Origin of the sequence: Nitrosomonas marina (genome assembly GCF_900110145.1) — a bacterium.
GTDB lineage: Bacteria > Pseudomonadota > Gammaproteobacteria > Burkholderiales > Nitrosomonadaceae > Nitrosomonas > Nitrosomonas marina.
In genome coordinates, this window is record NZ_FOCP01000019.1 from 18,840 (window position 1) to 42,944 (window position 24,105).

The 24,105-nt window shown below is 47.1% G+C and carries 15 protein-coding genes, 2 tRNA genes and 3 rRNA genes; 10 read left to right on the top strand and 10 right to left on the bottom strand.

What is annotated here, in order from left to right:
- Window positions 1-7 precede the first annotated feature (7 nt).
- The 6 genes from BMX44_RS12335 to BMX44_RS12360 all read left to right on the top strand — a co-directional run bounded on the left by BMX44_RS12335 (window position 8) and on the right by BMX44_RS12360 (window position 5,450).
- Complete coding sequence (locus BMX44_RS12335) at window positions 8-283, top strand: F0F1 ATP synthase subunit C (protein ID WP_090633502.1); 276 nt, start codon at window positions 8-10, stop codon at window positions 281-283.
- Window positions 284-286: 3 nt separating this feature from the next.
- Window positions 287-1,069 (top strand): F0F1 ATP synthase subunit B family protein, encoded by a 783-nt coding sequence (locus tag BMX44_RS12340; RefSeq protein WP_090633504.1) that lies wholly within the window; start codon window positions 287-289, stop codon window positions 1,067-1,069.
- Between the two features lie 4 nt (window positions 1,070-1,073).
- Window positions 1,074-2,597, top strand: coding sequence for an alternate F1F0 ATPase, F1 subunit alpha (locus BMX44_RS12345; protein WP_281246253.1), 1,524 nt, complete (start codon window positions 1,074-1,076; stop codon window positions 2,595-2,597).
- 15 nt (window positions 2,598-2,612) lie between these two features.
- Complete coding sequence (locus BMX44_RS12350) at window positions 2,613-3,536, top strand: F0F1 ATP synthase subunit gamma (RefSeq protein ID WP_090633509.1); 924 nt, start codon at window positions 2,613-2,615, stop codon at window positions 3,534-3,536.
- A gap of 199 nt (window positions 3,537-3,735) precedes the next feature.
- Window positions 3,736-4,101 (top strand): hypothetical protein, encoded by a 366-nt coding sequence (locus BMX44_RS12355; protein WP_090633511.1) that lies wholly within the window; start codon window positions 3,736-3,738, stop codon window positions 4,099-4,101.
- 824 nt (window positions 4,102-4,925) lie between these two features.
- Complete coding sequence (locus BMX44_RS12360) at window positions 4,926-5,450, top strand: cytochrome c oxidase assembly protein (protein WP_245738919.1); 525 nt, start codon at window positions 4,926-4,928, stop codon at window positions 5,448-5,450.
- A 398-nt stretch (window positions 5,451-5,848) separates the two neighbouring features.
- Here the strand turns inward: BMX44_RS12360 and BMX44_RS12365 are convergent, their stop codons facing one another.
- On the bottom strand, window positions 5,849-7,870 hold the full coding sequence (locus BMX44_RS12365) for a CocE/NonD family hydrolase (protein ID WP_090633515.1): 2,022 nt from the start codon (window positions 7,868-7,870) through the stop codon (window positions 5,849-5,851).
- Window positions 7,867-9,171, bottom strand: coding sequence for an ATP-grasp domain-containing protein (locus BMX44_RS12370; protein WP_090633517.1), 1,305 nt, complete (start codon window positions 9,169-9,171; stop codon window positions 7,867-7,869). Before BMX44_RS12370 ends, BMX44_RS12365 begins: the two co-directional genes overlap by 4 nt.
- Before the next feature lie 342 nt (window positions 9,172-9,513).
- Between BMX44_RS12370 and BMX44_RS16885 the strand changes: the two genes are divergently transcribed.
- On the top strand, window positions 9,514-9,654 hold the full coding sequence (locus BMX44_RS16885; protein WP_177167754.1) for a hypothetical protein: 141 nt from the start codon (window positions 9,514-9,516) through the stop codon (window positions 9,652-9,654).
- An 18-nt stretch (window positions 9,655-9,672) separates the two neighbouring features.
- Entirely contained in the window at window positions 9,673-9,882 is a 210-nt protein-coding gene (locus BMX44_RS12375) for a hypothetical protein (RefSeq protein ID WP_090633519.1), read from the top strand.
- 229 nt (window positions 9,883-10,111) lie between these two features.
- Here BMX44_RS12375 and BMX44_RS12380 read toward each other — a convergent pair whose 3' ends face one another.
- The 7 genes from BMX44_RS12380 to BMX44_RS12410 form a co-directional block, all read right to left on the bottom strand.
- The gene (locus tag BMX44_RS12380) at window positions 10,112-10,840 is read right to left on the bottom strand and encodes a ZIP family metal transporter (protein WP_090633521.1); all 729 of its coding nucleotides are present in this window, start codon (window positions 10,838-10,840) and stop codon (window positions 10,112-10,114) included.
- Between the two features lie 243 nt (window positions 10,841-11,083).
- Window positions 11,084-11,196, bottom strand: a 5S ribosomal RNA gene (gene rrf / locus BMX44_RS12385).
- 107 nt (window positions 11,197-11,303) lie between these two features.
- A 23S ribosomal RNA gene (locus BMX44_RS12390) occupies window positions 11,304-14,234 on the bottom strand.
- 292 nt (window positions 14,235-14,526) lie between these two features.
- Window positions 14,527-14,602: transfer RNA gene (locus tag BMX44_RS12395), tRNA-Ala, on the bottom strand.
- 6 nt (window positions 14,603-14,608) lie between these two features.
- A tRNA-Ile gene (locus BMX44_RS12400) sits at window positions 14,609-14,685 on the bottom strand.
- Between the two features lie 118 nt (window positions 14,686-14,803).
- Window positions 14,804-16,339: ribosomal RNA gene (locus BMX44_RS12405) — 16S ribosomal RNA — on the bottom strand.
- Together the 16S, 23S and 5S rRNA genes with 2 tRNA genes alongside form the textbook arrangement of a ribosomal RNA operon.
- A 529-nt stretch (window positions 16,340-16,868) precedes the next feature.
- Window positions 16,869-17,282, bottom strand: a complete 414-nt coding sequence (locus BMX44_RS12410) for a hypothetical protein (protein ID WP_090633523.1) — start codon at window positions 17,280-17,282, stop codon at window positions 16,869-16,871.
- A gap of 192 nt (window positions 17,283-17,474) precedes the next feature.
- Between BMX44_RS12410 and BMX44_RS12415 the strand changes: the two genes are divergently transcribed.
- Window positions 17,475-18,740, top strand: coding sequence for an NRAMP family divalent metal transporter (locus tag BMX44_RS12415; protein WP_090633527.1), 1,266 nt, complete (start codon window positions 17,475-17,477; stop codon window positions 18,738-18,740).
- Window positions 18,741-18,798: 58 nt separating this feature from the next.
- Window positions 18,799-20,610, top strand: coding sequence for an ABCB family ABC transporter ATP-binding protein/permease (locus tag BMX44_RS12420; protein WP_090633529.1), 1,812 nt, complete (start codon window positions 18,799-18,801; stop codon window positions 20,608-20,610).
- Between the two features lie 9 nt (window positions 20,611-20,619).
- On the opposite strand, the gene BMX44_RS12425 is transcribed toward BMX44_RS12420, so the two are convergent.
- On the bottom strand, window positions 20,620-24,048 hold the full coding sequence (locus tag BMX44_RS12425; RefSeq protein ID WP_090633531.1) for an acyl-[ACP]--phospholipid O-acyltransferase: 3,429 nt from the start codon (window positions 24,046-24,048) through the stop codon (window positions 20,620-20,622).
- Window positions 24,049-24,105: the final 57 nt, after the last annotated feature.

The window sequence follows — 24,105 nt, forward strand, 5'->3', positions numbered from 1 at the left end:
GTTCAGCTTGGATAATATCTCACTCATCGGCATGATATCTATTGTCACAGCAGGTCTGACGATCGCGATTGGCTCCATCGGCCCTGCATTTGGCGAAGCTCGCGCAGTAGCACAGGCCCTGAGCGCAATTGCTCAGCAACCAGACGAATCGGCGACGATTACACGTACATTATTTGTCGGCCTGGCCATGATCGAATCTACGGCAATTTATTGTTTTGTGGTGGCGATGATTCTGATTTTTGCCAACCCTTTCTGGGATTATGTAACAGCCGCGGGAGGTTAATGCATGAGCATTGACTGGATTACGGTCACGGCGCAGATTGTCAACTTTTTGATTCTGGTCTGGCTGCTGAAACGGTTTTTATACCAGCCGGTGATCCGGGCAATGGATCGCCGCGAGCAACAGATCGCATCACAGCTGGATGAAGCGCAAGCACGGGAGCAAAAAGCCGAGATAAAGGCGCAGGAGTATCAGGTGATGGTTATAGAACTGGAACGAACTCGTGACAACATTCTGGCCGAAACGCATGCAAAAGCCGAGCAGCAAAAAAGGCAACTGCTGGATGAAGCACGCCGTGAAGTCAACGAAACCCGTGAGCACTGGCAGAGACAGTTTCAGCTGGAAAAGGATGAAATCCTGAGCAATACACGCAGTCTGATTGCTAACACGGTGCAGAGTATTGCGCGCAATGCTTTAGCTGACCTGGCGGATATCGAGCTTGAAGAACAGATCATTGCTTCATTTATCAACCGCCTAAATTCCTTGGATCAGCAATCACAGACTTTGCTCCAGAAAACCTCCCGGCAGTCGTCCGAACCAGTCCGCATTACCAGCACATTCAGACTCGATTCGGCGACCCGCAAACGCCTTACCCATGCCATACATGCAAACCTTGCCGACGGCATTGAAATTGAATATTACGAGTCTGCCGAATTACTGTGTGGCATTGCTTTAACGGCTGGAGAAGGACAATTGAGCTGGAATCTTGCTGATTATATTTACAAACTTAATCAGGATGTCGAGCAAGCCATATCGTTGGATACGCAGCCTGGAACGGAAAAGGAATAATCTTTTGCTAGAACAGCTGCTGCAAAAAACCCTGTCAATGCTCGACCGGACGGTCAGGCAGCACACATATACATTACATGCGAGAGAAACAGGCCGTGTGATACATGTAGGCGGTGGCATTGCACGCATAAAAGGACTGTCCAGCATCCGGTCCGAGGAACTGATACGTTTCCCGGATGACGTACTGGGTGTGGCGGTTAATCTGGAACCACACGAAGTCGGAGTCATCCTCCTCGGTGACAGCGACAGACTGGCGGCCGGTATTGATGTCAACGCTACCGGCCGCGAAGCAGATACGCCGGTCGGCGAAAGTCTGTTAGGCAGGGTGATTGATGCCACTGGCCGCGTCCTCGACCGCGGCAAACCGCTGCGCTTCAAAGAGCGACGCCCTGTGGAGCGGCCCGCGCCAGCCATTATTGAACGCGCCCCAGTAACCGTACCGCTGGAAACCGGTATCAAAACCATCGATGCGCTGATTCCGATCGGCCGCGGCCAGCGTGAACTGATTGTCGGTGACCGCCAGACCGGAAAAACTTCTGTAGCCATTGACACCATCATCAACCAGCGAAACAAGCATGTTATCTGCGTCTATTGCGCGATTGGCCAGCGCGGTACAGCTGTCGCACGCGTAGTCAACACACTGCGTCAGTTTGATGCCCTGAAATACACGATTGTTGTCGTCGCTTCGGATGAAGACCCACCCGGCCTGCGCTATATCACACCGTATGCAGCCACTACGATGGCCGAATATTTCTCGGAGCAGGGAAAAGATGTGCTCATCGTCTATGATGATCTGACCCGCCATGCACGTGCCTACCGGGAACTGTCCCTGTTACTGCGACGCCCTCCCGGGCGTGAAGCTTATCCCGGCGATATTTTTTATTTGCATGCACGGTTACTGGAAAGAGCAACGCATTTGCACCAGCGCAGCGGCGGCGGTTCTCTAACGGCTTTACCTATAATCGAAACACAGGCTCAGGATATCTCAGCCTATATTCCGACCAATCTGATTTCAATTACTGATGGCCAGATTTATCTATCACCCACATTGTTTCATAAAGGACTGCTGCCTGCCATCGATGTCGGAAAATCCATTTCACGTGTCGGCGGCAAAACACAATTTCCGACATTTCGCAGCGTTTCCGGCGATTTAAGACTTTCTTATTCACAGTTTGAGGAATTGGAAACCTTCGCACGCTTCGCAACGCGCCTGGACGAAGAAACGCGCAGCACCATTGAGCATGGGCGGCGTGTACGAGAAGTCCTGAAACAGGTCGAACACCACCCTCTTCGGGCTAGCGAGCAAATGGTTGTACTGAAAGCTGTAAATGAAGGTTTATTCAATCATTTGGCGCTGGACAAGATCAGTAATGCCGAAGCGGCCATACAGAAATGTGTACTTCAGGAACTGCCTGACCTATGTGAGCAAATGGAAACAGGGAAAAAACTGAACGAATCGCAATGGAAGCAGATTCTTGATGTTGCACGCAAAGCAATCACAAATATTGAGACAGAATCAGACGTTTAAGTTGGGCAGGTCATTATGGAATCTCTCGAACAATTACACAAACAACGGAACAGTCTTGAAGAACTGCGAACAATCGTCACAACCATGAAAGCCTTATCGGCAGCCAGTGTCAGGCAATACGAGCAGGCGGTAACAGCACTTGCCGGGTATTATCGAACCGTTGAGCGCGGCCTGCATGTCGTCTTGAAAAACACGGCATCGGCGCCACCTGTAACACAAAATACCAGCCAGCAGCCTAAGTTGCTGCAATCACGCCACCGGCAGCGTCTGGGCAGTATTGTTTTCGGTTCCGACCACGGCCTGTGCGGACGGTTCAATGAGGATATTACAACTTTCGCGCTGGAGCGCATGCAATCATCACCTGCCGACCCAAACAATCATGTACTGCTCGCGGTCGGCGCACGTGTCGCTGCCAGCCTTGAACATGAGGGTCACATGGTTGAAGACGTTTTTCTGGTACCGGGTTCGGCTTCGCAAATCACCCTGAGTGTGCAGCAGATATTGCTTAAAATAGATGAATGGCGCGAACAAAACGGCGTTCACTATGTTTACCTGTTTTATAACCGGCACTCGGGCGGAAAAGGCTATCGCCCGACCGGTTTCGAGTTGTTGCCAGTCAACCTGCATCGTTTCCACCGCCTTGAGGAAGAAGTCTGGCCTTCACGCAGCCTGCCGGGCTTTACCATGAACCACGAACAATTATTCACACGGCTATTGCGACAATACCTGTTTGTTACGATTTTCCGGGCCTGTGCGGAATCACAGGCTAGCGAGCATTCGAGTCGGTTATCCGCCATGCAATCTGCACAGCGGAACCTGGACGATCGTATAGAAGAAGTCACCATGTCCTTCCGCCGTGCACGCCAGAACGTGATTACCTCGGAATTGCTGGATGTCGTATCTGGTTTTGAGGCAATCACCAAAACACCGTCAAACTAATATTTAGCAATGCTACATCGTCAGCCTCCAAAAACACCAACTTGATATAAACAATCGGAATTTATTGATACCCGAATTCAATAAATAAGCTGATTCGACCCTTTTCTACTCAGCGATGGACGAAGCTATAAACTTGAAACGTGCTACTAAATTGCTATATAGTAGGTTACACATATCACCATCAAAAAGGAGATTGTCAATGAAATATTCATTATTTTCGGGCGTGTTGATTGCAATATTTTTGGTTGCCTGCAATGAGAAACCAGGTCAATATCCGCCCAGTCTCTATAAAGAACGTGAAGGTATGCTAAGCAACGAGGGGCTGGAATCGTCAAAGCAAAAAACAGCTGAGGAGAAGAAAAGTTTTACCCTGGCCGAAAATCAATCTGCCTATAATGAAACAACATCCGAACCTGCAGCAGATACAAAGGATTCTTGGGGTGTCATCAGCGAGAAAATATCCAAAGAATCTGACTCCACAGATGATGTTGAGCCTTCCCTTTCAGAAGTCGATGATGATGAAAGTGATTCTTGGGGCGTCATAAGTGATGAGATTTCAAAATAAACAAGATATTATGATAATTGACCTAACCTGAGAAAATTTAGAAATAATACAGTGATACTGGTATTGATAGCCAGTATCACTCATGCCGCACAAGATTAAATGGCGCTCTCACATCAGCAAATAGAACTCTCAACTTGAAACGTTTGTCTTTCTGTATGAAGCGTTTGCTCTTGTCCAGATAGGAGGTATGGATACCGGAAAGCCCATATGGCCACAGCAACGGGGATCGCCGCTATTCATTAAAGAACGTTTCCGATTCTACAACGCCTTGAATTTAATCAAACTGCTGGAACGCAAAGAAAACTGAAAAAATCGAAAACACCCTAGAGAACTCGTTCGCACGGACACCGCTTCGTTGATGAACTGGAATATCTGGTTTTCTTCCCTAAATCGGACGACGTGGTGTTGTTCGAACGACCGGTCAACTGCATAAAAGAACCGGTATTTCATCATTACCGCCCATCTGAAATTCGCAAAACGGCCTCGTTTCTGGAAATGAAACGGTAACAACCACCTCGGCTGACCGCATCTAACACCACTTCTCCTCATACCCGGTAACGATCAATTCAATCTGACACACCCAAATAGCTGCTCTCGCCCGTCACAATGAGCCGTATGGTCGTAATTCAACGATTTCAGATTGTAAATTACTCCCAGACCAGGCAAACATGAACATTATGTATTTTTATATGTCTATAATATATAGCTTATAGATTCAACTAATTTGTAAAAAATCAAGCTTGCTGGCATGAATGTGGTGAATCAATACATTTTTCAAGGAAAAAACCATGAGTAACAGAAACCATAAAACAATTATCGACAGTGTGGCTGAAGATAATTCAACAATTTTGAGAAAATTGCTTTTCTTTACTGTGTTAATGTTTAGTTTCAGCTACGCGCTTGTTCCAATGTATGAAAAAATCTGTGAAGTCACAGGAATACGACAACCAGTAGCTGATATTGATGCGGTTATTATGGAAGCCCGTGCAGTAGATTTAACTCGCGAAATTTTTATAGAGTTAGACGCCAATGTACACAGCGCCGCATTGCAGTTTAAGCCTGTCCAATCCAGCATTAAAACGCATCTTGGTGAGTTTGCAGAAATCGTTTATGAAGTTCGAAACAATTCCAAACTTCCAATTACTGGCCAGGCAATACCCAGTTATAGTCCACGTAACCTGGAGAAGTATTTAAAAAAAATAGAATGCTTCTGTTTTACCAAGCAAGACCTGGAACCGGGTGAAATAAGACAAATGCCCGTGAAGTTTTCCGTGGATCCTCAGTTACCCGCTGATATTAATACTGTAACTATTTCCTATACGTTTTATCGTCTGGAATCTGATATTTAAATAATTCATAAAATTTTATAGCGCTTTGCCACTTATCAGACAAAGCGCTATACAACCCAGTCAGACTCAGCAACGGATAAAAATTCGGCTGTCTATGAGGTATATGATGTTAATCAAGATGCAAAAACCACCAGGGAAACACTGGAGTCAACCTTGAAAAGTTCCAGCTTAATCCGGCATTTTATCTGAAAAACCCTGGAGTGATATACATGGAATCTATAGCGAAAATCAGGCGCCGACAATTTGCCAGTAAAAAAATATCAGCAAGATCGCCACGAGGCTTATTTTCCCTGCAGACAAGTCAATCAGCGTGGAAAACAGCGTTTTGAAAAGTGTCCACACTGATTTGAAAATCAAGGCTGAGTGCGTAGACAAGAAATAATCTGCTAATTTTGCTATCAAACATACTGACGCAAAATACGAGTATCCCAGCTTTTACTGAATATGCGGCTGTCTCCTTCGTATGCATCCAGTTCTGCCTGGATTCTGAAATGTGTGGATGTTGAAGTTAAAATCGTATGGGTCACCGTGCGCACACGCCAGTTCTTCCGCTCAAAAGTCATATCCCACAATGTTTCACCGCGGACAGACTCAAAATCATCGCCCTGATAACTATACCATTCCAGCGTTTTTGAGCGCACTGCAAGATCAATATCTTCTATATGATATTGGCCGTCATCCTTGATGATTTCCAAAATAGATTTATCTGCGGCAAGATCACGATGTACCAGCCAGTTTGCACGACGCGGTTCGAGCAGTTTCTTTTCACAGCAGGGCGCACCTTCGGGATCACCTAGTGAAGGCAGCGCTTTATCAATTTCTGATGCTGGACGCACGGGCAAAGTCAGTGTGCAATTGTGGAAATATAATGTGAGTCTTGCCGGCTCCGGCGGCGGCCAGGCCAAAGGAAAATACGAAGTTGAAATAGACAACCGCAAACGGTGATGTTTTGGAAACGATTGTGCAACGCCGTTAAGCTGCACCTGAACCTGATAAGATTCACTCGAATTCAGTGGCTCAGGAAATGAATGACTATTGCGATGCGCAAGATTCAGAATGCCATATGTCACCCGGGTCGCCTTATCATCAGGTGCAACATCCGATAGCCGGACAGCAACCATAGCTACCGGTTTACTGCAAGACAGTTCAAGTGTTACAACCGGAACACCCAGCAGCTCAAGAGAACCCTGCAGCGGCGCACTGTCAAACACCAGCGCGCCGCCGTCTTCTTCTCGCTGATCATGCGGCAAATCCGGAGTGGCGCTGTAAGAGCACCATTTACCTGCAAACAATCCCACACTCAAAGGTGACTGTATGCTTCGTTTGCTGTTTTTGGGCTTGCGTCCGGGCGCATAAATACGCCCCGGTCCCAGCGTAAAGACTGTTTTTTCAATGCGTAGCGATGGCCAGCAATTCTCTGCCACCCATCGCCCTGGACGGTGCGTATATCGCGTCGTTGGCGGCACACTCTCCTGCATCCATACCCGCAACATCGGCTCCTGTTTCACGCCGTTATCTATCCCTTTAAGCCAGCAATCCCACCAGCGTAAACATTCATTCAGGAAATTGATGGCCGGCCCTGGCTCACCATAGTGTGGATACTTATGACTCCAGGGGCCGATTAAACCCTTGCGCGGCCCTCGCAGCCCCTCCAACAGACGAAATACAGCATTCGAATAACCATCAGCCCAGCCACTGACGGCAAATACGGGGCACTGGATACGGTTAAAATTTTCACAAATCGAGCCATGTTCCCAGTATTCATCCCGATGTGGATGATTCAGCCATTTTTCCAGCCACAACCCACTGCCCTCAAGCCGTTGCAACCATAACTCACGCCATCGCTCTCCCACTATGTCAGGATCAGGTGGCTTACTGTTGCGCGCAAACATGGTCGAAGCCCACGATAAATTATCGCCGAGCAGGCACCCGCCCATATAATGCACATCATCGGCATAGCGATCATCGGTCGAACACAAGGAAACGACCGCCTTTAATGCTGGCGGTCGCAATGCAGCTATCTGCAAGCTATTGAAACCGCCCCACGATATTCCTATCATCCCGACCGATCCATTGCACCAGGGTTGACGGGCAATCCATTGAATAATCTCGACGCCGTCATTCAGTTCAAGCGGCAGATATTCATCCTGCAACACACCTTCCGATTCGCCCGTTCCACGCATATCGACACGAACACCAGCATAACCATGTCCGCCAAAATAACCGTAATTTTGCTCGTCACGCGGACGTGTCAGATCGCGCTTCCGGTACGGGATATATTCAAGAATCGCTGGTACCGGCTCATGTATGGCATTCACCGGGAGCCAGATTCTGGCTGATAATAAAATACCATCTGACATGGGTATCGTCACATGTTCATGGACTTCTACCGCACAGGGAAATGATTCAATAATCTTCACGATACGTTGATGTTTCCAGCTAATGACTTGAATTTGAACGGTAGCGCTTTTCTAACACGCTTATAACTGCGTGCCAGATCATGTATATTGTCGCCTCCAAGATATGCAATAACATATTGATAGCTGTAACTATCCTGATCCAATAACTCTGACAGTCTTTTGTCTTGTTTTACGGGAACGACGATTGTAGCGCCGGGTACCAGCTGTTGCGCATGATCGATTTCATTCAATGTCGGTGCACGCGTGACCAATGCATCCTCAAATCGGCGCGCAAAAATTTTAGCGGCACAAGCATATCGACCCTGACGATGCGGAAACTGCGGTTTATTATCGAGTCCCAAATCAAGAACAATACGATGATTAGGTGCGCCATCAACATTCTTGAACAAGAGTGCATGCGATTGTGAAATACGCGAATTAATTTCCAGTAAACGCAAACGATCAGTCGTTTCATCGTAAAAATATTCAATATTAAAAGCAGATTGATCAAAGCCAATATATTCGATGATTGTTTTGGAAATTGCGTTGATTTTCTGTTTTACGGATTCGGGTAGTCTGGAGGGATACTGGTAACGTGAAAATGACACCATGTTTGGATAACGGACCGAATCAATAATGCCATAACATTCAACCTGATTTTGATAAGAATAACCTTCAACCGTACACTGTCTACCTGCTGAAATAATTTCTTCGGCGATACAGTGATGCGCGGTATATTTCGTGAGAGAAGAATCCAGATCAGCGTGCTGCAGTAAATCGGCATAAGGTTCGGCAAAACGATCAATACTCTCCCGTATGGTCTGCAGATATCTGGAAAAATCTTCCCGGTTTGTGACCCTAAAGCCGAGATAACCGGAGTAAGACAACAATGGTTTGATCCAGAAGGGAAAATCCAGTGCTATCTTCTGAAAAGGGTTGTCTTCAAAAGGATCAAAAATTGAAAATTTTGGAATATAGTCCGGAATAATACTTTGTTGGGCTTCCCGGCTTAATCCTTTATTACCACATAAAATAGCAGCTTTAAGGCTCGGACCGGGCAGTTGATATCTTTCACACAAAAAAGGATGCAGCACCGAGGATGGAAAATCCCAGAAATTAATGATGGCATCAATAGGCCCATTGAAACTGTCGAGTTGTTCCTGCGCTTCAACCAGTAAAGCAGGAAAATCATAGGAAACCGCGTCTTTCAGTTTTTCCAGAGCAATTAATCCGTGAAATTGATACTGATCCGCATCCTGTAACGACTCTAGTTGTTCACGATTAAAGTCATTGAGGCCGAATACAAAAATATTTTTTTTCATCAGTTATGATCAAACTTTTAATGGCATATGCGAAATCAATTGTATTGCTCATCAGTGGTTACACTTATACCCCAAATTTTAAATTAAAAGTATTCTTTGTAACTACTCGTCCCTCAAAAAAATCAAAAACACTTGACATGAATTAAGGGGATAAAAATTTAGATTTCACTTTCAGGCAGATGCAGATTATTGCCTTCCTGCGATCTCAGATTCACATCTGATCACTCATCGCGCCACAAAGCAAGCGAAAAGAATAATTGCTGAGAAGATCTGCTTGAACCTGCCTACAATAGACTAAAATGCATGTTATCGTTTCAATAATGAATTTATTGTGGTTTTACGATGGCCGGTATAGATACAATGCCACATTGTCATCACACCACTAAAAGTCACTTCCCTGCCGACCTGTATGGCAAGAAACAATACGGCAGCGGCTTTAAAGCACGGGTAGTTAATCTGCTGTTATGCCTGATGGTGGCATAGTATCGGGCCGGTCAGATAGTGCAGTCCTTGATTGATGGGCGCCTGGCTGAAACGACCATGTTGCCGTTCGTATTGCGCGGGCACAAGGCGCTGTCAAACGGTGATGATCAGGCCATTGCAAAATTAAGACACAACCCGGTCATGGATGTTGTTGAAACCCAGGTTAAGGGTCGATCGGAAAACTATCATCATTGCAGCCATGGATTGCGTGGTGCGCATCTGCTGTAAGCTGATATTCTGGTGGACGCCAACCACAACCAATAGATCCGGGCGCAAAATGAGTAGCCTCTATGTTATTGCGTCTTGTCGTTTTTCCGACAAAACACTATAAAACTCAATAATATTCGACGATGCATAAAGATTTGGCGGCTTCTGAAATACATGACATATGGGCTAGCCTGTTTGCCCAAAAAATCGGAATATATTTAGTCCCCTGATTTGAAACTCACCAAATCAACTATTTTGAAAGCACTATCAGTACCGAGACCAGAATGCCAGCACCAAGTGCATGCAGCGTGTATTCACGCGGCTCTTTATCGGCCTGCGGTAACAGATGCGTGGCACCGACATAAACAAGCGCTCCAGCAGATAATGCCAATAAAGCACCCAGTAATGACGTGTTTGTCTGACTGATGAAAGGATAAGAAACCAGCATACCTAGTGGCGTAGTAATTGATGCAGCGTAGAAAGCCAGTAAAAAGGATTTCCTCTCACTGAAACCGCTACGCAACAATAGCAAATAAGTAATGATACCCTCTGGAAATTCATGCAACACCATACCGGCAGTCGCCAGTACTCCGGTAAACATGCTGACGGAAAAAGTGATGGAATAGACAAAGCCATCGATGAAAGAATGAAAACCGATTCCGATCATTGGTACCAGACCGATACCAAAGTTGGGATTAACCCCTCGCTCACAAACAAAGGCCGTAATAAAACGATTGAAGAGGTGCAACAAGGCAAAGCCACCAAGCAAATAAACGGGCGCGTTAGTGTTCATTTCAAATGCTTTTGGAATAATGTGCAGAAAAGATACTGAAATCAGCACACCTGCGGCAAAACAAACGAAATAAATACTATATTTTCTACCCCAATCTTCGAAGTGTCGTATTGTGTATATGCCAACCAGAGTAACCAGGGCAGCAGATACACTGGCTCCCAACGCCGACCAGAATGAGCTGAGCATGATGCACCTCCACCAGTTTCAATTCAATTCTATATCATAATTGACGAAACCAAATTATTGTTGGTTAAATTTATGCTGCCTTAACTTTGTTAAATCATGATACTTGCTGAATTTGAGAGTGTATAAATACATATTTACACATAAGGCTGATTCGAAGGCAACCAGTCATTACCAATTAGTCCGGGTAAACATAAAATTTATTCAAAAAAAAACCCCTCATAAGAGGGGTTTTCATAAATAAATGCTTGGCAGTAACCTACTTTCACATGCGTTTGCACACTATCATCGGCGCAGCTTCGTTTCACAATTCTGTTCGGGATGGGAAGATGTGGTTCCAAAGTGCTATAGCCACCAAGCGAAACTTGTTCTTCGCTTTTTAATTATTTTATTTGAAAAGTAAATGATTGTTAGATTATATATTTATGCAAATTATATTCTGAATTCACAAAAGTTTTAAAATTATAGGATCAAGCCTCACGGTCAATTAGTATCGGTTAGCTTAACGTATTGCTACGCTTCCACACCCGACCTATCAACGTTGTAGTCTTCAACGAACCTTTAGGAGGATTATATCCTCGGGAAGTCTTATCTTATGGGGAGTTTCCCGCTTAGATGCTTTCAGCGGTTATCTCGTCCGCACTTAGCTACCCGGCGATACGACTGGCGTCATAACCGGCACACCAGAGGTGCGTCCACTCCGGTCCTCTCGTACTAGGAGCAGGTCCACTCAAACTTCCAACGCCCACGGCAGATAGGGACCAAACTGTCTCACGACGTTTTAAACCCAGCTCACGTACCACTTTAAATGGCGAACAGCCATACCCTTGGGACCGGCTACAGCCCCAGGATGTGATGAGCCGACATCGAGGTGCCAAACTCCCCCGTCGATATGAACTCTTGGGAGGAATCAGCCTGTTATCCCCGGCGTACCTTTTATCCGTTGAGCGATGGCCCTTCCATACAGAACCACCGGATCACTATGACCTGCTTTCGCATCTGCTCGACTTGTCAGTCTCGCAGTCAAGCACGCTTTTGCCATTGCACTATCAGCACGATTTCCGACCGTACCTAGCGTACCTTCGTACTCCTCCGTTACACTTTGGGAGGAGACCGCCCCAGTCAAACTGCCTACCATACACGGTCCCCAATCCAGATAATGGATCTAGGTTAGAACCCCAACAACATCAGGGTGGTATTTCAAGGATGGCTCCATGAGTTCTAGCGAACCCACTTCAAAGCCTCCCACCTATCCTACACAAATGTTATCAAAGTCCAATGTAAAGCTACAGTAAAGGTGCACGGGGTCTTTCCGTCTAGCCGCGGGGAGATTGCATCTTCACAAACATTTCAACTTCGCTGAGTCCCAGGAGGAGACAGTGTGGCCATCGTTACGCCATTCGTGCAGGTCGGAACTTACCCGACAAGGAATTTCGCTACCTTAGGACCGTTATAGTTACGGCCGCCGTTTACCGGGGCTTCAATCAAGAGCTTGCACCCCATCATTTAACCTTCCGGCACCGGGCAGGCGTCACACTCTATACGTCCACTTTCGTGTTTGCAGAGTGCTATGTTTTTAATAAACAGTCGCAGCCACCTAGTTATTGCAACCCCATTCCGCTTCACACGCGAAGTGCTACACGTACAAGGGGCACACCTTCTCCCGAAGTTACGGTGTCATTTTGCCGAGTTCCTTCTCCTGAGTTCTCTCAAGCGCCTTAGAATTCTCATCCTACCCACCTGTGTCGGTTTACGGTACGGTCCTTATCCAACTGAAGCTTAGTGGCTTTTCCTGGAAGCATGGTATCGCTCACTTGGCACTCCGAAGAGTGTTGCGTTATCACGTCTCAACTTAGCCGCCCGGATTTGCCTAAGCAGCATGTCTACACGCTTGAACCGGGACATCCAACACCCGGCTGAGTTAACCTTCTCCGTCCCCACATCGCATTGAATAAAGGTACTGGAATTTTAACCAGTTTCCCATCAGTTACGCATTTCTGCCTCACCTTAGGGGCCGACTCACCCTGCGCCGATGAACGTTGCACAGGAAACCTTGGGTTTTCGGCGAGGGAGCCTTTCACTCCCTTTATCGCTACTCATGTCAGCATTCGCACTTCCGATACCTCCAGCAGCCCTTACAGGCCACCTTCGCAGGCTTACGGAACGCTCTCCTACCATTTACATAAATGTAAATCCCTAGCTTCGGTGCACAGTTTGAGCCCCGTTACATCTTCCGCGCAGGACGACTCGATCAGTGAGCTATTACGCTTTCTTTAAAGGGTGGCTGCTTCTAAGCCAACCTCCTGACTGTCTGTGCCTTCCCACTTCGTTTCCCACTTAACTGTGTCTTTGGGACCTTAGCTGAGGGTCTGGGTTGTTTCCCTTTCGACACCGGACGTTAGCACCCGATGTCTGTCTCCCACGCTTACACTCTTTGGTATTCGGAGTTTGCAATGGTTTGGTAAGTCTCAATGACCCCCTAGCCATAACAGTGCTCTACCCCCAAAGGTGATACGTGAGGCACTACCTAAATAGTTTTCGGAGAGAACCAGCTATTTCCAGATTTGTTTAGCCTTTCACCCCTACCCACAGCTCATCCCCTAATTTTTCAACATTAGTGGGTTCGGACCTCCACGAGGTGTTACCCTCGCTTCATCCTGGCCATGGGTAGATCATCTGGTTTCGGGTCTACACCCAGCAACTGAACGCCCTATTAAGACTCGCTTTCGCTGCGCCTCCCCTATTCGGTTAAGCTTGCTACTGAATGTAAGTCGCTGACCCATTATACAAAAGGTACGCAGTTACCCAATATACTATGTATATCAGGCTCCCACTGTTTGTATGCATGCGGTTTCAGGATCTATTTCACTCCCCTTCCGGGGTTCTTTTCACCTTTCCCTCACGGTACTTGTCCACTATCGGTCGATTACGAGTATTTAGCCTTGGAGGATGGTCCCCCCATCTTCAGACAGGATTTCACGTGTCCCGCCCTACTTTTCTCAATCTTAGTTCCACATTCAAACTTTCACCTACAGGACTATCACCTACTATGGTTTAACTTTCCAGAAAATTCGATTAGTTTAAATGCTAAATATTGATGGCTCTTCCCATTTCGCTCGCCACTACTTTGGGAATCTCAATTGATTTCTTTTCCTCTGGTTACTTAGATGTTTCAGTTCACCAGGTTCGCCGCTCTTAACCTATATATTCAGTTAAGGCTGATCCTTGCTTAATCAATTCTTCGTAAAAATCGATTAAGCAAGGATCGGGTTTCCCCATTCGGACATCTCCGGATCATAGCTTGTTTGCCAGCTCCCCGAAGCTTTTCGCAGGCTTCCACGTCCTTCTTCGCCTGTAATCGCCAAGGCATCCACCACATGCACTTATTCACTTGATCCTATAACTTTAAAACTTTTGAAAGAATATTTTGTAATACTCATATCAGGTTTTCTAGCTATAGCTATATGCAATATTGGAATTCTAATTTGCAATTTTGATACAATCTAACCCTTATTCATTTAATTGCTATATTTTTAGTTTTCTTGGTTAAGAAAATTTTAAAACATTACAATCCTAATGAATATTATTACTTTTCAAATTTTTAAAGAACAATAGTACGAGACAGATGCTTTTGTTACCTATCAGATACAGAACCCAATTTTATACTATAAAATTTCAGTATTAAAAACTGGTGGAGGTGAACGGGATCGAACCGATGACCCCCTGCTTGCAAAGCAGGTGCTCTCCCAGCTGAGCTACACCCCCATTTGTTGGTGGGTCTGGGTGGACTTGAACCACCGACCCCACGCTTATCAAGCGTGTGCTCTAACCAACTGAGCTACAGACCCTTCTGAGTCTAAGCGCCATCATTAATCGAGAGACCTGCTAGATTCTGATTACTGGTTCTTAGCTCTGTCTAGCATTAACAATCGATAGGTTGTGAGTACTCGGCCCGTGTATCTCTAGAAAGGAGGTGATCCAGCCGCAGGTTCCCCTACGGCTACCTTGTTACGACTTCACCCCAGTCATGAATCTCACCGTGGCAAACGCCCTCCTTGCGGTTAGACTATCTGCTTCTGGTGGAACCCACTCCCATGGTGTGACGGGCGGTGTGTACAAGACCCGGGAACGTATTCACCGCGACATGCTGATCCGCGATTACTAGCGATTCCGACTTCACGGAGTCGAGTTGCAGACTCCGATCCGGACTACGACGCGCTTTCTGGGATTAGCTCCCCCTCGCGGGTTGGCAACCCTCTGTACGCGCCATTGTATTACGTGTGAAGCCCTACCCATAAGGGCCATGAGGACTTGACGTCATCCCCACCTTCCTCCGGTTTGTCACCGGCAGTCTCATTAAAGTGCCCAACCTAATGATGGCAATTAATGACAAGGGTTGCGCTCGTTGCGGGACTTAACCCAACATCTCACGACACGAGCTGACGACAGCCATGCAGCACCTGTGTTAGCGTTCCCGAAGGCACTAATCTATCTCTAGAAAATTCGCTACATGTCAAGGGTAGGTAAGGTTTTTCGCGTTGCATCGAATTAATCCACATAATCCACCGCTTGTGCGGGTCCCCGTCAATTCCTTTGAGTTTTAATCTTGCGACCGTACTCCCCAGGCGGTCAACTTCACGCGTTAGCTACGTTACTAAGCCTAGTAAGGCCCAACAACTAGTTGACATCGTTTAGGGCGTGGACTACCAGGGTATCTAATCCTGTTTGCTCCCCACGCTTTCGTGCATGAGCGTCAGTGTTAACCCAGGGAGCTGCCTTCGCCATCGATGTTCTTCCATATCTCTACGCATTTCACTGCTACACATGGAATTCCACTCCCCTCTGCTACACTCTAGCTTTGTAGTTTCAAACGCAATTCCCAGGTTAAGCCCGGGGATTTCACATCTGACTTACAAAGCCGCCTGCGCACCCTTTACGCCCAGTAATTCCGATTAACGCTTGCACCCTACGTATTACCGCGGCTGCTGGCACGTAGTTAGCCGGTGCTTCTTCTGTCGATACCGTCATGAATTGTGATTATTCATCACAATCTTTTCTTCTCGACTGAAAGAGCTTTACAACCCGAAGGCCTTCTTCACTCACGCGGCATTGCTGGATCAGGCTTTCGCCCATTGTCCAAAATTCCCCACTGCTGCCTCCCGTAGGAGTCTGGGCCGTGTCTCAGTCCCAGTGTGGCTGGTCGTCCTCTCAGACCAACTACTGATCGTCGCCTTGGTAGGCCTTTACCCCACCAACTAGCTAATCAGGCATCGGCCACTCCAAAAGCGCAAGGTCTTACGATCCCCTGCTTTTCTCCTTAGAGAATATGCGGTATTAGCACATCTTTCGATGCGTTATCCCCCACTCTTGGACACGTTCCGATGCATTACTCACCCGTTCGCCACTCGCCACCAGGTGCAAGCACCCGTGCTGCCGTTCGACTTGCATGTGTAAAGCATGCCGCCAGCGTTCAATCTGAGCCAGGATCAAACTCTTCAGTTTAATTCTGCTAAAACTTCGCTTGACGTTTATGTGCTTGCAACAAATGAATAAACATTTGCTGCAATCTAATTTGTGTCTAGCGTAGTACTTGATACTTGTTTCGCTTTTCTTCTCTGCTACAGACAATATTTTCATACTGCTGTCTCAGTCTCAGAAAATATTTATTTCTGACACAAGCCAAGTACTCACACCTATCGATTGTTGTTTTTTAAAGAGCGATTCAGTTTGCAATATTACTTATCTTTGCAACTGCTTTCCTGCTGCTTTCGTTTCTGCGTCAGCAGCAAAGAAGCGAGATTATACATGAGCTACAGATCCGGTCAACACTTTTTTCAAAATTTTTAAAATTTTGTATGCAACTGATCAAGTCAACCAATACTGCTTTAACCGTGCTATGGGTATCGTACTTGTCTGCGCCACCCATAAGCGCTGCTACTTATAATGCTGCTTCTTACTTAACAGGTAGTATTTTATTACTTCAATACTGAAAAAGGCAAATACCTTTTTAGAAATACTATGCTCGTAAATCTCAACTATTGTTTTTTTGCCCTGGAAATCGAATGACATGCGCAGCAGCCCGCATTGGTGTTTTATCCTTCAGCATCCGTAAAGCCAATGGAAATTCGCTTTGTAATCGCTGCATTACTTCATCCAGATTGTCGCGATAAAATACAACGTCATAAGTTATGGGCTGATCTAACGCTGCCCGTTCTTTACGTCGGAAATTCTGCCATGCAATATCTATCCAGCAGCGGCGGTCTCCATCAATGAATACAATTTCTTCCGCGTCAATAATCGCCATATACTGCATGCTGCGTATTGGAACGAACAGATGTGCACCCTCGTTCTGCGCAAGCATTGTGACAACCTGATTATAGGTACTCGCAGGTAACTGACGTGATTCGCGGTTTATTTCATCTTCACGATAACAGGTAATTTCCATAGCGGTCACCAAGTACAAAATGTTATTTTTCTATATCAGAATGCAATAAAATCACTACTTGTTGTTACCATATCATTAAATTCGACACTTTTAAACTGAGCACCGGGTATTTCTGAGAAACACATTTCATCCTTCATTCGCGTGCCGATAAAATTCAACCTTTAATCAAAAAGATATTTACCCATTAAAAGTATGACCAGTAACTTTCTCTCAAAACTGGGGCCGGGACTGTTGTATGCAGGCGCAGCCGTTGGTGTGTCACATCTGGTGCAATCAACACGCGCAGGTGGCATGTATGGATTCGACCTGTTAATTGCCATCGTGATAATTCATTTGATCAAGTACCCGTTTTTCGAATTTGGACCACGTTACACTGCGGCAACAGGCAGAAACATCTTACATGGCTACCAAAAACTTGGTAGCTGGGCTATCTGGGTTTACCTGTTGATGACCATTGCCACCATGTTCATCGTTCAAGCGGCGGTTACCGTCGTAACTGCAGGATTGTTTACCCATATTTTCGGGCTTGAGGAATTGGGCGGGCATGCACCTCAACTAGTCGCCGCAATCATCAGCAGCCTGATACTGATCATATGCTTTACCTTGTTGGCCAGTGGCCACTATGTATTATTGGACAGATTGATCAAAATTATCATACTGGTGCTGTCGGTAACTTCAATTGCTGCCGTCATTGCCCTGTTACTTGATAATCCCGGCAACTATTCAAAAGGCGATACACACATTGAGATGATGAATGTTGCACATCTACTGTTTCTGGCAACATTTCTTGGCTGGATGCCGGCCCCTGTTGAAATCTCTGTCTGGCATTCAGTCTGGTCTGAGAGTAAAAATGAAAATGAAGGCAAGACTGCCAGTTTGAAAGATGCGCTGTTTGATTTCCGTGTGGGATTTATCGGAACTGCATTTCTTGCCATGTGTTTCCTGACGCTTGGCGCACTGGTTATGTACGGTAGTGGTGTGGAGTTTGCACCTGGCGGCGCAGCATTCGCGGAACAACTGCTGGACATGTACAAACAGGCACTGGGTGACTGGGCCTATCCGATAGTTGCAGTTGCCGCACTAACCACCATGTTCAGCACCACCCTGACCCTGCTCGACGCTTTTCCGCGCACCATCAGCATGTCGCTCGAACTCATATCACCACTGAGATTTCAGCATCGCACAAACAATTCTACCTATATGAGCTGGCTTCTGGTCACCATTGCCGGAACGCTCTCGCTGCTGTTTTTTTTCATGCCGTCGATGAGTGATATGGTCAAAGTTGCAACAGTGATAGCATTTGTTGCCGCGCCAGTGCTGGCTTCTCTCAATACTCTGGCGATGTTCGACAAGTCGATTCCAATGCCATATCGACCCGGAAAGCTAATGCTAATCTGGTGCATAGCGGGACTCATTGCGCTGAGCAGTTGCTCCGTTGGCTATCTTTGGCTCATGTAGCCCGAAATCAGCCTATACCCGGAATACCCACACCTAACGTAATTGTCCACCCTGAAACATGTCGGCAAAAGAACATAGCTTGAAAACCATTGTCACTTTGCTGCCTTATTTATGGGAATTCAAGGCACGGGTTGTGGTTGCCCTAATCCTGCTGGTGTTGGCAAAACTGGCCAATGTCTCTGTGCCTTTGGTTCTAAAGGAAATTGTCGATGCCCTGAATCAGCCTCAGGCTATGCTGACGCTGCCGTTTTTTTTATTGCTTGGATACGGGTTGTTACGCCTTGGCAGTACGTTGTTCGGCGAATTGCGCGACGCTGTATTTGCCAAGGTTACGCAAAGAGCAATCCGGCGCATTGCCAACAAAGTTTTCACGCATCTGCATTCACTGTCCCTGCGTTTTCATCTTGAACGACAAACAGGTGGCGTTTCGCGGGATATCGAGCGGGGCACGCGCGGCATCTCTTTTTTACTGAATTTCATGTTGTTCAATATACTGCCCACGATACTGGAAATCGGACTGGTCATGGCAATTCTAATCAGCCAGTATGACATTATGTTCGCTGCGATTATTCTGATCACGTTGCTTGCATACATTACGCTGACGCTGATCGTCACTGAATGGCGCATGATTTTCCGTCGCACCATGAATACCATGGACTCGAAGGCTAATACCCAGGCCATCGACAGTTTGCTAAATTACGAAACCGTCAAATATTTTGGCAATGAAACATGGGAAAGTAACCGCTACGATGAACACCTGCAGACATGGGAAAAAGCCGCCATTCGCAACCAAACTTCTCTGGCCGCACTGAATTCAGGACAAAGCACAATTATCGCTGTCGGCATCACAATATTGATGTTTCTCGCTGCTGATCACGTCATCCAAGGCACGATGACCATCGGCGATCTGGTACTGGTCAACACGTATCTGTTGCAGTTGTACATGCCCCTGCATTTTCTGGGATTTGTCTACCGGGAAATCAAACACTCGCTCGCCGATATGGAACGCATGTTTTCACTGCTGGATGAAAACCGTGAAATTCAGGACAAACCCGACGCCCTGAAATTAAATGCTCGCAACCCCGCTATACGGTTTGACCGTGTCAATTTTGGCTACGATACCAATCGTCAGATACTGTTTGACGTCACCTTCGAAATCCCCGCCGGCCATAATATAGCGGTTGTCGGACAAAGCGGATCGGGAAAATCCACGCTCGCGCGATTGCTTTTTCGATTCTATGATGTACAGACCGGCTCGATTCGCATTAACGGCCAGGACATCCGTGATGTAACGCAACAAAGCCTGCGTGCGGCCATGGGTATCGTACCGCAGGACACCGTTCTTTTTAATGACAGCATTTATTACAACATTGCGTACGGTTACCCCGATGCAACACAGGAAGAAGTCTATTCAGCAGCCAGATCTGCGCATATTCATGATTTCATCATGAGCCTGCCTGAAAAATATGCAACCATCGTCGGCGAACGCGGTTTGAAGCTCTCAGGTGGTGAAAAACAACGCGTCGCAATCGCGCGAACCATTCTGAAAAATCCTGCTGTTCTGATTTTCGATGAAGCGACATCAGCGCTGGATTCGGATTCAGAAAAAAAGATTCAGGCCAAACTCAAGCGTATTGCCCAGAACCGCACCACCCTGACCATCGCACACCGTCTATCCACTGTCGCTAATGCAGACCAGATTCTGGTGATGGAAAACGGCCGCATTATCGAACGGGGTAAACATATACAGTTACTGGCAGCCAACCAGTCTTATGCCCGCATGTGGACATTGCAGCAGCGGCAGCAGGCAATAAACCCGGACACCGACAGCAGGCTGTCTGAAATATCCCCGTCAATTGCAGACAGATAATGATTCAGATTATTTTTTTGCCTCTATCCAATCACGCAGTGCCACGTAATCCACCTTTCCGGTCGCCAGTAACGGCATTTCGTCTATTGTAAATACGGTTCTTGGAATGCTCAATTCACTGATACCCCGTTGCCGTGCGTAATTAACCAGAAGCCCGCGTTCCGCTTCAGCGTACGTTGACACCAGCACAATCTGTTCACCCTTTTTTGGGTCCGGCAGATACAAGACCGCATGGCAATCGTCCGGCCAGAGCGTCTTGACATACTCTTCCACCGCGGCCAGTGATACCATTTCACCACCAATTTTAGCAAAACGTTTGACACGTCCCTCGATAGTCAAATAACCCATCTCGTCAATCGATACAATATCACCAGTGTCATACCAGCCACCTTCCGGTGGTTGCAGCACGCCCGGCCGTTCGGACAAATGATATCCTTTCATAACATTCGGACCAGAAACAAGCAGCTTGCCGCCTTCGTCAATACCCGCAACCGGCTCCAGCCTAAAATCAATACCAGGCAGCAAACGACCGACGGTGCCGGGTTTGCTGTGCATGGGCGTATTCAGACTGAGTACCGGCGCAGTCTCGGTAGTGCCATACCCTTCAAATATGCGCACACCGAATTTCTCCGCCCAGTGCTGTCGGACTTCCTCGCGCAGTTTTTCCGCACCGGCAAATGCATAGCGGACGCTCTGGAAATCGTAGGAACGCGCAAAGCGTGCGTAACCTGAAAGAAATGTATCTGTTCCAAACATTAACGTTGCGTTAATGTCGTACACAAGCTTTGGAATGATGCGGTAATGCAACGGGGACGGATAAAAGAAAGTACGGATCCCGGACAATACCGGCAGGCATGTTCCCGCCGTTAACCCGAACGAATGAAAAATCGGCAATGCATTGAACGCGATATCACTTGGGCCGAAATCTATGCGCGACGCAACCTGGAAGCAGTTTGCCTGAATATTCTTATGGCTGAGCACAACTCCCTTGGGTACTGCTTCAGAACCGGACGTAAACAGTACCATCGCTGCTGCTTCGGCATCAGCAGATGTGTGCAAGAAGCGGTAACAGAATTGTGGCATTTGGTTAATCAACCATCCCCGTATTTTGCTCAAAAGGGAAATCTGCCGCACCAGGTCCTCGAGATAAACAATGCTGATCTGCCGGGACTCCAGACTTTCCACCAGATGCGACAATTTGGCGGCATGAACAAAACGCCTGGATGAAATTACCACAGCCACCTCCGCCGCTTTGCAGGCCGACAGCAAATTATCTCCGCTGGTCGAGTAATTCAGCATTGCTGGTATGCGTCCATATCCAAGCACTCCAAAAAAACATATCAGCGTACTGACCATATTGGGCAACAGGATACCGATGACCGAATTCCTGCGCGTTATTTTTCTTAGCGCATCGCCCACTATGAAGCTGCGCAGGGTGAGTTGTGCGTAAGTAACCGGCTTGCGCTCAATATCTTCCGCGATTACATGGCTGCCGCCATGGACCGAACGCGCATCGAGCAATGCCTGAAACAATGTCCGCTGTAAATTGTGGCTTCGAAACATCATATCGGACATGACGTCATACAATCTGATTCCGGCCGTTTGTCGCCTTTTTCTGCCCCGCAAACCAGGTGGCAGATCAAACTGCACCGGCTCCATAACGGTCAGGGTGACTTTGGGGAACAAACGGATGCGCACCTTGCCGCGCAGTTTGGTAAATGGCGTGTACTGTGCGCCCGATATTATCACCGGCAGAACGGTTGCCGCAGCTTTGTCGGCAATCAGCGCCGGACCTTCATAGATTTTCATCAACGAACCAGTAACAGTCGACCGCCCCTCCGGAAAAATGGCAACACAGTGACCCCTCTTTATCCGATCTACCAGCAACCGTGTCGACATCGGATTTGCCGGGTCGATGACAATGATGTCGGACAAAAACAAAAACGGTCGCAGCCACCACCGTTTGGTAACATACGTATTGACAGCAAAACTGACATGGTGCGGAACCACCACAGCAATCAGTACAGCGTCGAGATATGACAAATGATTCGCCACAATCATTGTATTGCCGCGCATATGATGCAGATATTCCAAACCTTTGATTTCGAGCTGGAAACAACGGTTAAATATCCGGCGCAGCAATAATTTGACCAACCCTTCCGGTAACAGACTGGAAACATAAACGGCCACAACACTGTTGATCAAGGCGAGTACCAGAAACACGTCAGCCACTGACCAATCAAACGCCAACAAAACGCTGATGCCGACTGCTGAAAACACCATGAATAGTGCGTTCAGAATGTTATTTGCTGCAAACACGCGCGACATGTGCGATTGTTCGGCCCGATCCTGAATGAGCGCATACAGCGGCACAATATATATGCCGCCACAAACAGCAATGCCCAGCAGATCAGCCAAAATACGCCAATGTATCAGCGATTCTAGAAAAACTGTTGCGCCGATCAGAATTTCTATATCTTCAACCACTATTTGATGACTGACCCAGTACATGTCCACGGTAAAAACCGTCATGCCCAGAATACCCAGCGGCACATAGGTTGCAGCCACTTCGCTTCTTAACAAACGGTTGCAGAGCAACGACCCGATGGCAATACCGACGGTAAATGTCGCCAGAAACAGTATGACCACCTGCTCATTGCCACCGATCATCGTTTTGGCGAAGGTCGGAAACTGCGATAAAAAGCTTGCACCAAGCAACCAGAACCAGGAAATCCCGAGAATACAACGGAAAATCACCGGATGCTGGCGGACTTGTTGAATAATGGCATGCGTCTCTCGCGCAATATTGTATTGAATATCCAGCGTGGCATCCGCAGGCTGTACAGCAGGTATCGACAAACTGCTGATAAGCCCCAGAACCGCGGCAACAATCGCGACCGTCGCGATTGCCAGCACCCCGTTCTCCGTCATAATCAGCAACCCGCCGCAAATAGTGCCCAGCAGAATGGCAATAAACGTACTGCTGTCGATCAGCGCGTTTCCGCCGATCAACTCGTTTTTCCGCAAATGGTCGGGCAAAATACCGTATTTCAGCGGACCGAAAAAAGCAGATTGCGTTCCCATCAGAAACAGGACAATCATCAGCAGCCCAATCTGCTGTAGATAAAACCCGATCACCGCGCCCGCCATCAACACGATTTCGACATATTTGATAATGCGTATCAGACGGGCCTTGTCATATTTGTCTGCAAACTGACCGGCAATGGCGGAAAACAGGAAAAACGGCAGAATAAAAATTCCGGCGGCCAGCGTAATCATGACCGGCGCACTAAATACCGCATGCTCGACGACGCTGTAAGTGATCAGAATAACCAGCGCATTCTTAAAAAGATTATCGTTAAATGCCCCGAGAAACTGGGTTAAGAACAGCGGCAAAAAACGCCGGGTTTTCAGCAAATGCCATTGATCAGAGTTCATCAGATTCCTCCTCAAACCGGTCCTGCCATTATAGGCCGTTGCTTTCAATTGTACCGG